Consider the following 13,826-nt stretch of genomic DNA (forward strand, 5'->3'; position numbering starts at 1 on the left):
GGAGACGTCTGCCGTGACCGGAATGGTGACACCGTCAGACAAGGCGGCAAGATCCGCCGCAGGAACAGTGACAGACCATGCGCCACCCGAGGCCGCCCCGGTATAGGTTTGACCGTTCATCGAAACCGTCACGAGTTGCCCATCTTCGGCCGTGGTCGAACCGGTGATGGTCAAGTCTGTTCCCTGCTCGGTTGCGTTCAGAACAGCGCCATCCGAAAAACTGTCAATGGACAGGGTCGGGGCGGTTGCATCTTTGGCAAGAGGTACACTGGCTTGAGGTGCTGCCAGCCCATCGGTATCGGAAACGTCAGCAGTCACCGCAAAGCTTCCTCCGTCAGCCAGGGCTGCCAGGTCAGCGGCCGGAACTGTCACGCTCCAACTCCCGCCTGAGACCGTGTCTGTATAGGTTTGGCCGTTCAAGGTAACGGTGACCTGCTGGCCGTCTTCAACATTGGCCGTCGATCCCGATATTGTCAGATCGGACCCAACCTCCACCGCGTTGAGAACCCCGCCAACGGATAGCGGAGAAACGGAGATAGACGGGCCCGCCAAATCAACAGGAACAGAAGCCGAAGCCGGGACCGAAATGTTGCCGGCGCCATCGCTGACCGTGACATTGACGGTTGCCGGAACACCCGTCGATAGCCCGGTCAGATCGGCGCTTGGGACTGTTACGCTCCATGCGCCACCCGTGGCCGTGGTTGAATATGTTTGACCGTCAAATGTGACGGAAACCGTCTGACCGTCGACGGCTGTGGTTGACCCTGTCAGGGTCAGGTCGGCGCTGACATCGATCAATTCGATAGACCCGCCGGCAACAGGGTCCAGAGTAATCGTCGGAGCGGTAAAGTCTGTATCAAAGCTGGCATCGGCTTGTGTTGCCGAGTTGCCTGCCTGATCGTTGACATCTGCGGTGACCGCAATCGTGGCACCGTCCGGCAGGGTCGACAGATTGGCGGCAGGGACCGATACGCTCCATTGTCCGCCAGCAACAGTACCGGTGAAGGGTTGTCCGTTGATCGTAACGACTACGGTTTGCCCGTCCTGGGCGTTCGTTGTCCCGACTACGTTGAGATCGGTGGTCTGTTCCGAGGCATTCATCACCGCCCCGTCCGAAAACCCAGTAATGGTCAGGGTCGGTGGGATGGTATCCACGGCAAATGTCACTGTTTCTGCTGACAATTCCGCGCCCTCGGCGTCGAAATTGCGGACCGTTACGGTTTGCACGCCCTGTGGCAAGGTTGCGGCCTCGGCAGGAGTCAGCGAAAGGCTCCAGCTTCCGTCATCTTCGGGGGTTACGGTTTTGGTGAGCGATCCGATTGTCACTTCGACAGTTTCAGTACCCTCTGGTGCAGTCAGTCCAGTGCGTGCCGTGCTTAGCATATCGCCCTGCGAACCTGCCAAGTTGAGAACCGGATAGCTGGGTGTCGGTGCAGGCGCTGGTGCGGGTGACGGCGCGGTATCGTCGTCTCCGCCACCGCCGCCACCCCCGGCAGCCGCTGCAGCACCCGCCAAACCAAGACCACCCAGCGCTGCGGTTGCGCCGCTAAGACCTCCTGCCGCTGCGGCGCCTCCGGCCTCTGCCAGGCTGAACTGGGCAATTTCGGACACGGCGTCTTCGGCGATCATGATTGCACCACTATCCAGCACCTGTACGTTTTCGGCGGCGACAACCATCTTGCGACCATCGGCCAATTTCAAAAGAACGTCGCCATTGTCCAACAGCTTGACGGATCTTACGCCAGGAATCGTTTCCGCGAATTGGAACGCATAAAGCTCTTCGATTGTGGCCTGCGCCAGGGCGGGCAGCGCGAGGATCGTTGACCCGAGCCCGCCAACAATGCCACGTCCGGCCCAACGGCGCATCTTGCCGTCAATCCACTGGCGGATGTGTCGCTTGCGTTCGGTTTCAGGCTGAGCATCGGCCGGGTTGATCTTGGATTCAGGTTCTTTGGTCATCTTGCCCTCACATGTGGTTTCCGCATCCGCTCGAAGGATCCAGGTTTTGTTCATCTGTCTTTCTCTTCGGTGACTCATGCGGTCGGACCAGAAAAAATTGAGTTAAACTGAAGCCGAACTCCTCGTTTTCTCCACATTCCAGCTTTGGTTTCGGACTGGGCATCGGATCATCCTGTAATCGGTGCCAGTTGTGGCGTGGGGTGATTGGATATGATGCTTCAGTTCGAAGGAGTGGTTGCAACGGGGAGCGCAGCGCTCGATTCAGGTATCGGCCATACGGCTTTAAAAACGCTTAATGACGTCACGTATCTATACAGCGTGACCGGTCCGGGCGGCGGTATCGCGGTTTGGAAGCTGGTCGAAGGTGCGCTGCCGCAATTGCAAGACACTGAATACTTCAGTGGAACGATCACGTTTCAGGTTGGCGATATCGGTATGCCTGTAACGCTGGCCGGAGACGATCAGCTTGTTCTGGATGTACGTACGGCGACTGGATTGATCGGGTATGACCTGAATCCAGATGGAACCGTAGGCCCGCTTCAGGAAACGGGGACACTGACCGGCGGCGGAGATATCTCGGCCCTAGTGCAGTTCGGCGATATCCTGACCATCGCGCACGAATCTACAGGGCAGATTGCAACCTATACCGTGAACGGGGACGGCACATTGAGCCTGTCGGCGTCGATCGCGGGGCAGGCAGATTCGATGCAAGTTCTGCAAGCCGGGGCGGATCATTTCGTGATTGCAGCCGACGCGACCACCGGCACGATCAGCACCTACAATGTCGATCAAAACACCGGTGCGCTGACAGTGGTCGACAACAGCGACGCGCTAGCGACTTTAGGGATTGCTTCACCGACTGCGGTCGAAGTGGTGCAAGCCTATGGCCAATCCTGGGTCGTTGTGGCGGGGGCAGGCAGCAACTCGCTGAGCGTTATGGAGTTAGCGGGTGACGGGCGATTGATCCCCACGGATCATGTTTTGGATTCCTTGCATACACGGTTCGAAACGGTTCAGGATTTAGCCGTGATCGAGTCTGACGGGCATGTGTTTGTTGTTGCTGGTGGCGGCGATGATGGCGTTTCCCTTTTCACGCTGACACCAGGCGGGCAATTGGTGCATCAGGACAGCTTTGCCGACACTATTCATAGCGGGTTGCAGAATGTCGAAACATTGAGTGTTGCCCATGTCGGGGACGAGCTTCAGATTCTTGTCGGCGCGCAACAGGATGAAGGCTTGACGCAACTCAGCGTTTCGATTGCGGATTTGGGCATCGTGCGCGATGGCTTTGGTACGGTGACGGGAACTGCGCAGAATGACATGCTCAGCGGCAGTATCCTCGAAACAACCCTGATGGGTGGCGCAGGTGACGACATTCTGAACGCAGGCATCGGCGCAACAACCATGCATGGGGGTGCCGGCGCGGATATCTTTGTTATGCAATACGGCAGTGACCCCACAACAATTAACGGTTTTCAGGCCGGAACCGACCGGTTGGATTTATTCGACTATCCGCTGCTACGCACGCCGGGGCAACTGATGTTCATAGCCACGGAGCAGGGGGCGCAGATCAAATTTCTCGATGAGGTCATCGTGATCAACTCTTCAACCGGAGGGCCCCTGACCAGCGCTGAAGTGTTTGGCGCGGGCTTTGGCGGGCCGGATCATATCCCTGTCGATTTTGGCGATTTTGGTGGGTTAGAACCTGGCAGCTCGGATGGGGTGCAGGGCACTGTGACTGTCGCCTCCGAAGCCGCGAATCCTGGCCTGTCGGACGCTGAGATTCGATTTACACCGGATGGCGGCGGAACCATCAGCGTCAGGGCGGATGACGAGGGGCGGTTCGATCTGGGTTTGCCGTCAGGCACATTCGAGGGGGAGTTGGAAATCATCAAAACCTATTCAACGGCCAGCTATGAGATCACGGCGCTGGATGCGTTGCAGGTCTTGCGCATGTCGGTCGGATTGGACCCGACCTGGGGTCCGGCCACGCCCGAGAACCTGATTGCGGCCGATATTACACGGGACGGAATGGTCAATGCGTTAGATGCGCTGGCTATTTTGCAAATTGCCGTAGGTCTGCCCACCGCGCATGAAGCGGAATGGGTTTTTCTTGATGATGACACAGACCTGTCCGGGATTACCGAGAACAATGTCAGTTATGAAACCGGTGTCGATGTCACTGTGGTCGACAATGTGATTAGCACCGATATGACTTCGATCCTTCTGGGCAACCTCGAACCGGTCTGAAACCGCAGCCCATTATTCACGGAAAGCCCGGTTGAAATAGTCGGCCATGGGTTTGACCATATAGGACAAAGGGGTTCTTTCGTCGGTCTTGATCATGGTTTCCACCGGCATGCCCGGTAACAGGGCTTGCCCATTCAACCGCTCGATCTGATTGTCTTCGGGGGCGACCTCGGCGCGGTAGAAGGTCTGACCAGTTACGTCATCAGTGAATGTATCCGCCGAGACGGTGACTACCCGCCCGTCAATCTCAGGCGTCTCTCGTTGATTGAAAGCCGTGAACCGTAACGCCACTGGTTGCCCAATATGCAATTGATCTACGTGGATCGCATCAACGCGCGCTGCCACCAGCAACGGCGTGTCTTGGGGTACAATATACATCATAGGCTCGGCTGGTTGAATCACCGATTGCAGGGCGAAAACCTGACTGCCATAGACCGTACCTGCAACGGGTGCGCGAATGTCCAATCTCGACAGCCGTTCTTCCAGAGAGAGACGTCGCTCAGCCAACTCAGCGATCTGCGTCTGAACGTCCCGCAGTTCGGTAATAGCCTCTTCCCGCCGCGTGGCCGTCAATTCGACAATCTCAATCTCGGTTGCTGAAATCTGACCTTTCAGGCGAGCCACGGCAGCTTCGAGCCTACCAATCTCACCCGTCAGGCTGGCCTCTTCCCGCTGCAAGGCGGACACGCGGCTGGCCTGAGTCAAACCGCGTTGTAACAGGTCTTGTTGGTCCTTCAGCTCGTTTTGAATCAGTTCCACCTGGCGACGCAAGGACACTAGCTGTGCCTCGGTTCCTTCGATTTCACTGTCGATCTGAACCCGCTGTTTGCCCAATTGTTGGGTCTGTTGGTCCAGTGTTTCCAGACGGGCCTCGAACAATCGTTGCTGACCGGCAATCAGTTCAGCGTCGATATCATCCTGCTTTTGAATCTCTTCAAGCAGAGCTGCCAAGGCTGGGGCATCGCCACCGTCGCGTTCGGCCACCAATCGGGCTCTACGTGCCAACAACTCAAACAGCTGAGATTCGACGATCGTTTTCTCCGAAGATAAAAACGTATCGTCCAAACGGACCAGCATGTCTCCGTTGGCGACTTCGTCACCGTCGCGCACGAAAATCTCGCCCACAACGCCACCATCAGGATGTTCCACTACCTGTCGGCTACTTTGAACCTCGATTGTTCCTTGCGATATGATCGCCCCGGCCAGTCGGGTCTGCACGGACCAGATGCCAAGCCCGCCAACCAAAATCAGCAAAGCCACAAAACCGACCAAGGCTGGTATCGTGATGTGCCACACCGGGCGCGTGTCTTTACCCGTCTTATCCTGCATCTTTTTTCACCTGACTGAGGCCGCGTTTGATGGCGCCAGCGTTTTGTACCATTGCACCCAGCACCTCATCCCGAGTGCCGGATTTCACAACTTGCCCGTTTTCGACAACGGCCAGATCGTCACATTCCGAAATTGCCTGAGGGCGGTGGGTCATGATGATGGTTGATTTTCCGGCCTCTTTCAGACCTCGAACAGCGGCGTTCAGCGCCTCGGTCCCATCGGCATCCAGGGCCGAGTTCGGCTCATCCAGAATCAACAGAACCGGGTTGCCGTAAAGGGCGCGGGCCAGTGCGATACGTTGCTTTTGCCCGCCCGACAATTGGCTGTCATTGCCTTCCAGAAATGTGTCATATCCTTTGCTCAATGACAGGATCAGATCATGCGCGTTGGCCATTTTTGCTGCGGCTACAACCGCGTCAGGGTCGGGATTTTCCGACATGCGGGCAATGTTTTCAGCCACGGATCCGTTGAACAGAGTAACTTCCTGCGGCAGGTAACCAATATGCTGGCCCAGATCGTCGGGATCATATTGATCCAGTGTTGCACCACCCAACCGTATTTCCCCGGCGGCAGGTTGCCACAGGCCCAACAGGGCTTTGGCCAGCGTCGACTTTCCCGAGCCGCTTTTACCGATGACGCCAAGCGCTTTACCTGGTTCTAGCCGCAAAGCGACATTGCGCAGCGTCGGCTTGTCCGCACCCGGAGGAATGACAGTTAGGCTTTTTGCGGTCAGCCGCGCCTCGGGTACAGGCAGTTTGGTGCGAGGTTTTTCAGGTGGGGTCGCATCCAAAAACCGGTTAAGCGAACTCCAGGCCGTGCGGGCCCGTTCAACCATACCCCATTGGCCAACCGCCTGCTCAACGGGTGCCAGCGCCCGCCCCAACAAGATAGAGCCGGCAATCATCGCCCCTGGCGTCAGTTCGTTGCGCAGCACCAGCCAAGCGCCAAGCGCCAGCATGGCTGATTGCAAAAACAACCGCAGTGATTTGGTCAGCGAGGTAAAGCTGCCTGTCCAGTCACTGGCGGCAATGGTCTGACGCAGGGCGTTGGTGCGCTGCCGCTGCCAGCGTTGGGTTATGTCCTCTTGCATGCCTTGCGATCGCACCACTTCGGCCGCTTGTCTTGCGTGTTCGGAAAACGCGTTGGCCTGGGCCGACGCCCTTTGTGCCGAAGCCACCTTGCTGTGGGTTAGCCACTGGTTCAACAAGGCGATCAGGATAAGCAAACTCCCGCCCGCCACGGCCAACCAGCCTAGCAACGGGTGAAACAAGAAGATTGCTGCCAGAAATACTGGTGTCCACGGAATATCCATCACCGCCAAAAGAACGGGCGAGGCACACAGGTTCTGAATCGACTCAAGATCGCGTAATGCCGTGGCCGGAGCGGATCGTGCTTGTGGAAAAAGTGATCGGCGCAGGGTGGCGTCGAACACACGTTCATCCAGTTCAGACTGGAACCGGGCACCGAATCTGGCCACGATTCTGCCGCGGGCAAAATCCAGCATCGCCATAAGGCCATAAAGAAGAGCTACCAGCAAAAACAGGGCTGTCAGCGTCTCCACTGCGCGCGAGCCCAGGACCCGATCGTAAACCTGCAGCATGAACAAAGGCCCGGTCAGCATCAGAAGGTTAACGAAGATGCTGAACAGAAACGCCAGGGCCAGGAAGGTAATGCCCCGATTGCGCACATTTCGCAACTCATGGCGAGGCGGCAGTGTCATGCGGTTTTCAATATTCACGTACAGGGCCTTTAGTAACTGATTCTCTGCCGGACCAGAGTGGTGGCGATGGGCCGCATCTTAAACTATGGCACAACGGAGAAAATGCGAGAATTGGTGGATCGGCGAAAAGCTACTTGCAGTCAAGGCAAAGGACCGCTGGTGGGCGCGCATACGCTCATGCCGATACCATACTGGGTTCAGTTGCCGCGCCGCTAAAGGACCGAGCTACTGGAGACCCCGCGGCAATCGGACCGTCAAGATACCGCCGCGCATTTCGCATATCGGACGACCCTTTGTCGCCAATGTCCGGTTCCTGAGGTTGCTCTAATTGGTGGGTTCAAGCGTCTCACTCTGCTGTGCCAATTCGTTGACGACGTCGAACAAGGCCTTTTCGAACAGCGGCAGAGTTTTAGACCCTGATTCGGAAACCGGGTAGAGCAGCCCAAAGGTCATCCACCGCTCTGGGGCCACGGGAACAAGCGTAAGGTTTGCGGACGCGACCTGAGCGGCCACCAATTCATCCGCGATTGTGACACCCGCGCCCTCTGCCACCAGCGCGCAAGCCAGCTGCGAGGCGGCGACTTCGCAGGTTTGTCTGGGCGTCACACCGGCGGAACGAAAGAAGTCGTCCAGTTGATCCCGCAACAGCAGACCATGCATCAGACGTATAACGGGTTCCCCGGCAAGATCGTCCGCCGTCAAATTACTTCGGGATGAAAGCGGATGGCCTGCGGGCAAAACCGCCTGCGCTTTTACTCGGAAGAGGGGTTTGGAGACGATGCCGGGATGATCGACGGGCAACGCCCCAATTCCAATATCGTATTCCCGCCCGGCCAGCCATTTTCCCGCCTCGCGTCTTGCCCGGACATCCAGGTTTACATTGGTGCTGGGGTTCTCTTGCATGAACCGTGCCACCGCAGGCGCGGACAGGGATTGTGCAATTCGGGGCATCGTCACAATGCGGAGCGTTTCGGTGCGCCCCGCTTTGATCTCGGCTGCGATGCGCGGAACTTCGTCAAGATTGTCCAGAATCCTGCCGGCCTCTTTGTAAAAGGCCAACCCTTCCGGCGTCGGCGTCAGGTTGCGGCCACTGCGATCAAAAAGCGTCAATTTCAGCTCGGCCTCAAGCCCGGTGATCAAACGGCTGACAGCAGGTTGGCTGAGATGGAGGATCTCAGAGGCGGCGACAAGGGATCCTTCGGACAAAGTAGCGCGAAACGCGCGTAGGGCTTTGATATTCATCCTTCTACTCTTTCATGATTTGCAAGAGTAGATAACACCTTTGCATTTTTTACAATTGAAGAAATCGCGTAATTTGATCCCAAGTGAAATTGGGAGGTTACTCATGAAACGCAGAACTCTTCTTGGTGTTGCCATCGCGGCAGTTACCGTCACCGCCACAGCTACAGCAAGCTTTGCCGCGGATTGGCCGAAACGCCCGATCAACCTTGTTGTCCCCTACAAGGCGGGTGGCGGCACAGATGCTTATGCGCGCGCTATCTCGGCCGCTGCCGAAGGTATTCTGGACGTGCCTGTGGTAGTTGTGAATAAACCCGGTTCGGGTGGTTTGAACGGTGCCAATGCAGTCGTTGGCGCGCGTCCTGACGGGTACACTATGATGATGACGTCGGGGGGGTCGTTCCTGCTGTCGACCATGACCCGCGATACCGATATCGACGCATTGGAAAGCTTTGACTTCGTTGCACAGGTAGGCCAGTTGCAGACTTCGCTAATGGTTCCGGTCAACAGCCCCTTTCAATCCGTTCAGGACGTGATCGATGCCGCCAAGGCCAACCCCGGCCAATTGCGGTGGGCTCATTCGGGCCGCGGTGGTTTCCATCACGTTGGCGGCATGGGTTTTTTGGCCAATAACGGTATCGAAGCTCAGGATGTGCCGTTCAAAGGGGGCGGGCCGACCCGTGCCGCGCTGATCGGTGAACAGGCTGATTTCGGCTTCCTTGGAGTTCAGCAACTGGCAGGTTTTGAAGAACAATTGCGCGCGCTGGCGGTCAACAGTCAGGAGCGTGACGGCATTATGAATGAGGTGCCCGCTTTTGGGGAGCTGGGTATTCCATTTGCTGCAGTGTCCTCGCCAGTAATCGTGTTTGCTCCGAAAGGGACGCCTGCAGAGGTGGTCGCCGCGATGGAGGCCGCGCTCGAACAGATCGCTGCCAAGCCGGAATTCGCCGAACTTCTCGCATCACGCGGGACCGGCCCGGTCTATCAGAACGGTGCGGAGGCCAAGGTGGCGCTTTCGGCGATGAAAGAAGACGCCACCCCCTTGGTTGAAAGCCTGACCAACTAAAGCTCCTGGGGCCGGCGGATCATCCCCCGGCCCAATTCTAACGACGGAAAATAGAGAGGATCGTCATGCGTGCCTATGCAAAAGGTCTGGTGCTTGCCCTCATTTCGATTTTTGCCATCTGGGGCGCCTGGCAGGTGCCTGCGGCATCTCCAGGGGATACATGGGCCGGGATTGTGCCGTTCTCTGCCGCAGTTGCCCTGCTGTTTCTCTCGGGCCTTATGCTGGCGGGTGCAGCACGTCAGACGACGGGTGGAGCGAGCTACGCACAAGATAATGGCGCGGCCTTGCAGATCATTGGCCTGTTCATCATTGCTCTGATCTATCAACAATCCTTCCGCTGGTTCGGTTACTTACTGCCAACGGCCATTGTCGCACCACTTGTCCTCTACTTTTTCGGTGTGCGCAGCCGGATCGGGCTGGCCGTGTCTGTCATCCTTTGCCCGCTGATCTTCCATCTCATCTTTTTTGTCCTGCTCGGCGTCTACCCTCCCTATGGCGAGGTTTTCGATCTGCTGAGCTGGATTCAGGGGTAATTCACTATGGAAATCTTTCCCGCACTTCTTTCGGTTATCACAGACCCCACGCTGCTGTTTGCAATTGTCCTTGCTGCGGTTGTTGGCATGATCGTGGGTGCCACGCCCGGCCTCACGGCATCGGCTGCGATTGCCATGCTGTTGCCCATTACCTTTTACATGTCGCCGATTTTTGCACTCGCCTTTCTGTATGTGATCGGAAAATCCGGCCGCTATGGCGGGTCGATTGCGGCGATCCTGTTCAATACGCCCGGTACTGCGGCCAGCGCGGCGACCCAGATTGACGGCTATCCGCTGGCACGCGCCGGCAAGGCGGGCAAAGCGATGAAGGTGGCGACAATCTCATCGATCATCGGGGATTTGATGGGTGACATTCTTTTGGTCATTGGCGTCGGTTTCATTGCGGCCATTGCCCTGAAACTGGGTCCGCCGGAAACCTTCGCCATCTATTTTGCAGCCTTTGTGGTGATTGGATCGGTCATCGGAAACTCCATCGTCAAAGGTTTGGCGTCGGCGCTGATGGGCATCCTGATTGCAATGGTCGGACTGGATCCGATTTCAAGCGAAGAACGCTATACGTTCGGCTCATTCGAGCTGTCCAACGGCATCGGTCTTGTGCCGCTGATGATCGGGGTATTCGTTCTGGGTGAGGTCTTTGCACAGCTTGAAACCCGGCGCAAAGCCACGGGTGACACCAAAGAGAACGAAAGCACGGCGGACGGAAACACTCTGACATGGGAAGAGTACAAACCCTGCCTGCCGCACGCCTTCCGAGGCGGGTTCATCGGTGCGGGCATCGGTGTTCTGCCTGGGCTGGGTTCAGCCATTGCCGCGTTCATCTCATACGGTGAAGGCAAGCGCCGCGCCAATAACCCGGAAATGTGGGGCAAGGGCGCGCTGGAAGGCGTGGCCGCGCCCGAGGCCGCCAATAACGCGGTTTCCGGCCCATCAATGGCACCTCTGTTGACGCTTGGTATTCCGGGTTCAACCATCGGTGCAATCCTGCTGGGTGTTTTCCTGATCCACGGCATTCAGGTTGGCCCGACCCTGTTCCTTACGGATAAGGAACTGGTCTATAAACTGTTCGCCTGTGGAATGCTTGGCATTCTTGCCTACGGTCTGATCGGCTATTTCGGGGCTACGCAGGTTGCGCGGTTGATCCTGAAGATACCGACCAATGTTCTTTATCCGCTGATCTTTCTGACCTCGTTTGTGGCTGCCTATTCCGCACGTGGGTCGATGTTTGATGTGACCGTCATGACAGTTGCAGGTTTCGCCGGTTGGCTGATGCGCAAATTTGATTTCAATGTTGCCGCATTCGTCATCTCTTTTGTGTTGGCCAAAGGCGCGGAAGAAACCTTTCGCCAGTCGTTGCTGATGTCCGAAGGTGGGGCGTTGGTCTTTGTGGAGCGCCCCATCGCGCTTGCGTTCCTGCTGGTCGGGCTAGCGGCGATGGCATTCCGAATTCGCGGTATCGTCAAAGAGCGCCGGATCGCACAAGGAGGGCTTGGAGATGCTTGATTATGGTATCTACCGGGATTGTTTTTCCAGCGCCGACATGCGGTCCATCTGGTCGGAACATACAGTCATCTCGGCCTGGTTGCGCGTGGAGCAGGTGCTAGCCGAGCATCAGGCAATGGCCAACGTGATCCCAGCTGAGGCGGCGAAGGCAATAAATTCCCTGTCAATCTGCGATCTTAACAAGCCCGATCTGCAAGAGGAAATGATGTTTGTCGGTCGCCCGATTGTCGGATTGGTTAAACAGATGCGCACCCTCCTTCCGGAATACGCCGCCTATGTGCATTTCCGTGCTACCACACAGGACATTATGGATACTGCGATGGCTTTGCAGATGAAGCTGGGGCTAGAGTTTGTTCAAGACGCTCTGGATGGCGTTATCGCGGCCATTGATCATCATATTTCTTCTCATCCCGACACAATGATGATGGGTCGCACAAACGGGCAATTCGCAGTGCCGATTCAGCTGGCCACAAAGCTTTTGGTTTGGCGATCGGAACTTGAACGTCGTTCACAGGCGCTGAAAGATGCGTCAGGACGTGGGTTGAATGTCCAGATTGGTGGACCTGTTGGCGATTTGCGTGGCTATGAAAACGGGACCGGTCAGCGCATCAAAAATGGTATCGCCGCATCTCTTGGACTGAATGTGGTCGAGCCTCATTGGCAGAATGCGCGGGACGGGGTGGCTGACATCATCACTGCCCTAGGTGCGCTGTGCGGGACGCTTTGTAAAATTGCACATAACGTCAATCAGTTGTCATCGTCTGACATCGGAGAATTCCTTGAGGTTCAGGAACCTGGTCAAGGCGCGTCTTCCGCGATGGCCCACAAACGAAACCAACGTGCATCGGAATTCGGCGAAGCCGTAGCCCGCCTTGGGCGCCAACGCGCCGAGCAAATAGGCGAACTGACCCTGCATGAACACGAACGATCCGGTGGCGTTTGGATTGCTGAATGGGTGACGGTGCCCGAGACGTTTCTTCTGACCTCGGGCGCATTGCAGTGGTTGGAACGGATGTTGAAAAACTTGGTTTTTGATACGGACGCGATGAGCAGATCGCTCTCGGCCAAACTTACTGCCGAACAGCAAACGCATCATTAGTAGAGACGCGGTTGCATCGTTTAGATCTGTTAGTCTGTTAGGCGATATTGGTCGGAGTGAGAGGATTCGAACCTCCGACCCCTGCCTCCCGAAGACAGTTCAAACCGAAATTTTCCATCTTTGTTTTGGTTTTTTCCATGTTTTGTTCGCATCTCTAACGATCTCTTTTGATTGAAAGTGTGAGGTCTCACAGTTTCCGCCCTCCGGCTGAAGCTGCATTTGCGGCATCCACTTGGTAGTCAGGGTGGTGATGGGCGTAAACTCGAAGCATAGTCTGTGGGCTAACACCAAAGAATCCACTAAGTTCCCAGATGTCGGCTCGGCCGGTCCTCATTGCCCATGTGATTGCAGTATGACGTAAAGTGTGTGGAGTTACGCCGGTTCCTCCCAAGCCCGCTGCTTCAACGGCGGTTTTCCACGCGTTTTTCACAGATCCTGCACCATTGCCCTGATACTCTACAACCCAACGGCTGCCTGACGCCTCCCAGCGTTTTAGGTGTGCTAGCAGGCGTGTAGGAATAGGAACTGCCGGTCGCCGTTTCTTTGTTTCGGTTTCCAAGGTGCCGCGCCGATACATAATTTGGCCAGTTGTGTCGACCCAGCCGCCAGACGTGTTGGCCGCGAAGCGCATCCTAAGAACCGCAGTTTTTCGCGTGCCCGTGTACAGCGAGACTAGAATAAACCGCGCCAAGTGTTTGGTTCTTGGATTGCGCCTTGCTGCGCGCAGTAGTTTCGCTGCTTCATCTCGAGTCAACCAGAGATCATGCGGTTCTGGCTTCTGCGGGAGATAGACTTCAGGGGGATTAAGAAGACGTTTTTTTCTCTCACAGAAACTAAGTGCTGCGCTTAGGGTGCCTAGTTCTTTGCGAATTGTACCATCCGAACACTGCTCGAATTCAAGCGCTTCCTTTGTGACCGGGTCGCGTTTTACGACTTTGTACCGTTGGTCGCCGTATGCTTCGCACATTTCCTCAGTGATTGCCGACACGGGCAAAGCACCCCAATAGGGTAATAAAGCAGCGATTGCATACCCAATGCGAGCCGGATCTCTCACTTTTTTCGCTCGCTTTTCACCATAAAAGGCAAGCGCCTCTGCAATAGTCATTTCGT

The 13,826-nt window shown here is 56.5% G+C and carries 9 protein-coding genes and 1 pseudogene; 5 read left to right on the plus strand and 5 right to left on the minus strand.

Annotation, left to right across the window (positions count from 1 at the left end):
• Positions 1 to 2,013 (minus strand): annotated as a pseudogene (locus ACR0B8_RS13360) (adhesin); the annotation flags it as partial.
• A 156-nt stretch (positions 2,014 to 2,169) separates the two neighbouring features.
• Here ACR0B8_RS13360 and ACR0B8_RS13365 point away from each other — a divergent pair.
• The gene (locus tag ACR0B8_RS13365; RefSeq protein ID WP_480658771.1) at positions 2,170 to 4,209 is read left to right on the plus strand and encodes a hcalcium-binding protein; all 2,040 of its coding nucleotides are present in this window, start codon (positions 2,170 to 2,172) and stop codon (positions 4,207 to 4,209) included.
• 12 nt (positions 4,210 to 4,221) lie between these two features.
• Here ACR0B8_RS13365 and ACR0B8_RS13370 read toward each other — a convergent pair whose 3' ends face one another.
• The 3 genes from ACR0B8_RS13370 to ACR0B8_RS13380 form a co-directional block, all read right to left on the minus strand.
• Positions 4,222 to 5,538, minus strand: a complete 1,317-nt coding sequence (locus ACR0B8_RS13370; protein ID WP_170394754.1) for an HlyD family type I secretion periplasmic adaptor subunit — start codon at positions 5,536 to 5,538, stop codon at positions 4,222 to 4,224.
• A complete protein-coding gene (locus ACR0B8_RS13375) occupies positions 5,528 to 7,258 on the minus strand; it encodes a type I secretion system permease/ATPase (RefSeq protein ID WP_170350011.1) in 1,731 nt (576 codons plus the stop codon). The genes ACR0B8_RS13370 and ACR0B8_RS13375 overlap by 11 nt, the downstream gene beginning before the upstream one ends.
• 324 nt (positions 7,259 to 7,582) lie before the next feature.
• Positions 7,583 to 8,500 carry a LysR family transcriptional regulator gene (locus ACR0B8_RS13380; protein ID WP_170361824.1) on the minus strand — a complete coding sequence of 306 codons (918 nt, stop codon included), beginning with the start codon at positions 8,498 to 8,500 and terminating at the stop codon, positions 7,583 to 7,585.
• A 103-nt stretch (positions 8,501 to 8,603) separates the two neighbouring features.
• Here ACR0B8_RS13380 and ACR0B8_RS13385 point away from each other — a divergent pair, with 103 nt between their 5' ends.
• The 4 genes from ACR0B8_RS13385 to ACR0B8_RS13400 all read left to right on the plus strand — a co-directional run bounded on the left by ACR0B8_RS13385 (position 8,604) and on the right by ACR0B8_RS13400 (position 12,716).
• Positions 8,604 to 9,563: a tripartite tricarboxylate transporter substrate binding protein gene (locus tag ACR0B8_RS13385; protein ID WP_226689404.1), complete on the plus strand. Its 960-nt coding sequence runs from the start codon at positions 8,604 to 8,606 to the stop codon at positions 9,561 to 9,563.
• Between the two features lie 65 nt (positions 9,564 to 9,628).
• Positions 9,629 to 10,096: a tripartite tricarboxylate transporter TctB family protein gene (locus ACR0B8_RS13390; RefSeq protein WP_226689403.1), complete on the plus strand. Its 468-nt coding sequence runs from the start codon at positions 9,629 to 9,631 to the stop codon at positions 10,094 to 10,096.
• A 6-nt stretch (positions 10,097 to 10,102) separates the two neighbouring features.
• Positions 10,103 to 11,617 (plus strand): tripartite tricarboxylate transporter permease, encoded by a 1,515-nt coding sequence (locus ACR0B8_RS13395; RefSeq protein ID WP_170361827.1) that lies wholly within the window; start codon positions 10,103 to 10,105, stop codon positions 11,615 to 11,617.
• Positions 11,610 to 12,716, plus strand: coding sequence for a lyase family protein (locus ACR0B8_RS13400; protein ID WP_170361828.1), 1,107 nt, complete (start codon positions 11,610 to 11,612; stop codon positions 12,714 to 12,716). Before ACR0B8_RS13395 ends, ACR0B8_RS13400 begins: the two co-directional genes overlap by 8 nt.
• A 187-nt stretch (positions 12,717 to 12,903) precedes the next feature.
• Here the strand turns inward: ACR0B8_RS13400 and ACR0B8_RS13405 are convergent, their stop codons facing one another.
• Positions 12,904 to 13,821: a site-specific integrase gene (locus tag ACR0B8_RS13405; RefSeq protein WP_480658768.1), complete on the minus strand. Its 918-nt coding sequence runs from the start codon at positions 13,819 to 13,821 to the stop codon at positions 12,904 to 12,906.
• Positions 13,822 to 13,826 lie beyond the last annotated feature (5 nt).

The sequence above is a fragment of the Ruegeria sp. BH6 genome (assembly GCF_056538105.1).

Excerpts from the sequence above, each read along its gene's own strand:
- ACR0B8_RS13400 (WP_170361828.1), top strand. The coding sequence starts at position 11,610 with ATGCTTGATTATGGTATCTACCGGGATTGTTTTTCCAGCGCCGACATG.
- ACR0B8_RS13405 (WP_480658768.1), bottom strand. The coding sequence starts at position 13,821 with ATGACTATTGCAGAGGCGCTTGCCTTTTATGGTGAAAAGCGAGCGAAA.
- ACR0B8_RS13370 (WP_170394754.1), bottom strand. The coding sequence starts at position 5,538 with ATGCAGGATAAGACGGGTAAAGACACGCGCCCGGTGTGGCACATCACG.
- ACR0B8_RS13385 (WP_226689404.1), top strand. The coding sequence starts at position 8,604 with ATGAAACGCAGAACTCTTCTTGGTGTTGCCATCGCGGCAGTTACCGTC.
- ACR0B8_RS13380 (WP_170361824.1), bottom strand. The coding sequence starts at position 8,500 with ATGAATATCAAAGCCCTACGCGCGTTTCGCGCTACTTTGTCCGAAGGA.
- ACR0B8_RS13390 (WP_226689403.1), top strand. The coding sequence starts at position 9,629 with ATGCGTGCCTATGCAAAAGGTCTGGTGCTTGCCCTCATTTCGATTTTT.
- ACR0B8_RS13375 (WP_170350011.1), bottom strand. The coding sequence starts at position 7,258 with ATGACACTGCCGCCTCGCCATGAGTTGCGAAATGTGCGCAATCGGGGC.
- ACR0B8_RS13395 (WP_170361827.1), top strand. The coding sequence starts at position 10,103 with ATGGAAATCTTTCCCGCACTTCTTTCGGTTATCACAGACCCCACGCTG.
- ACR0B8_RS13365 (WP_480658771.1), top strand. The coding sequence starts at position 2,170 with ATGATGCTTCAGTTCGAAGGAGTGGTTGCAACGGGGAGCGCAGCGCTC.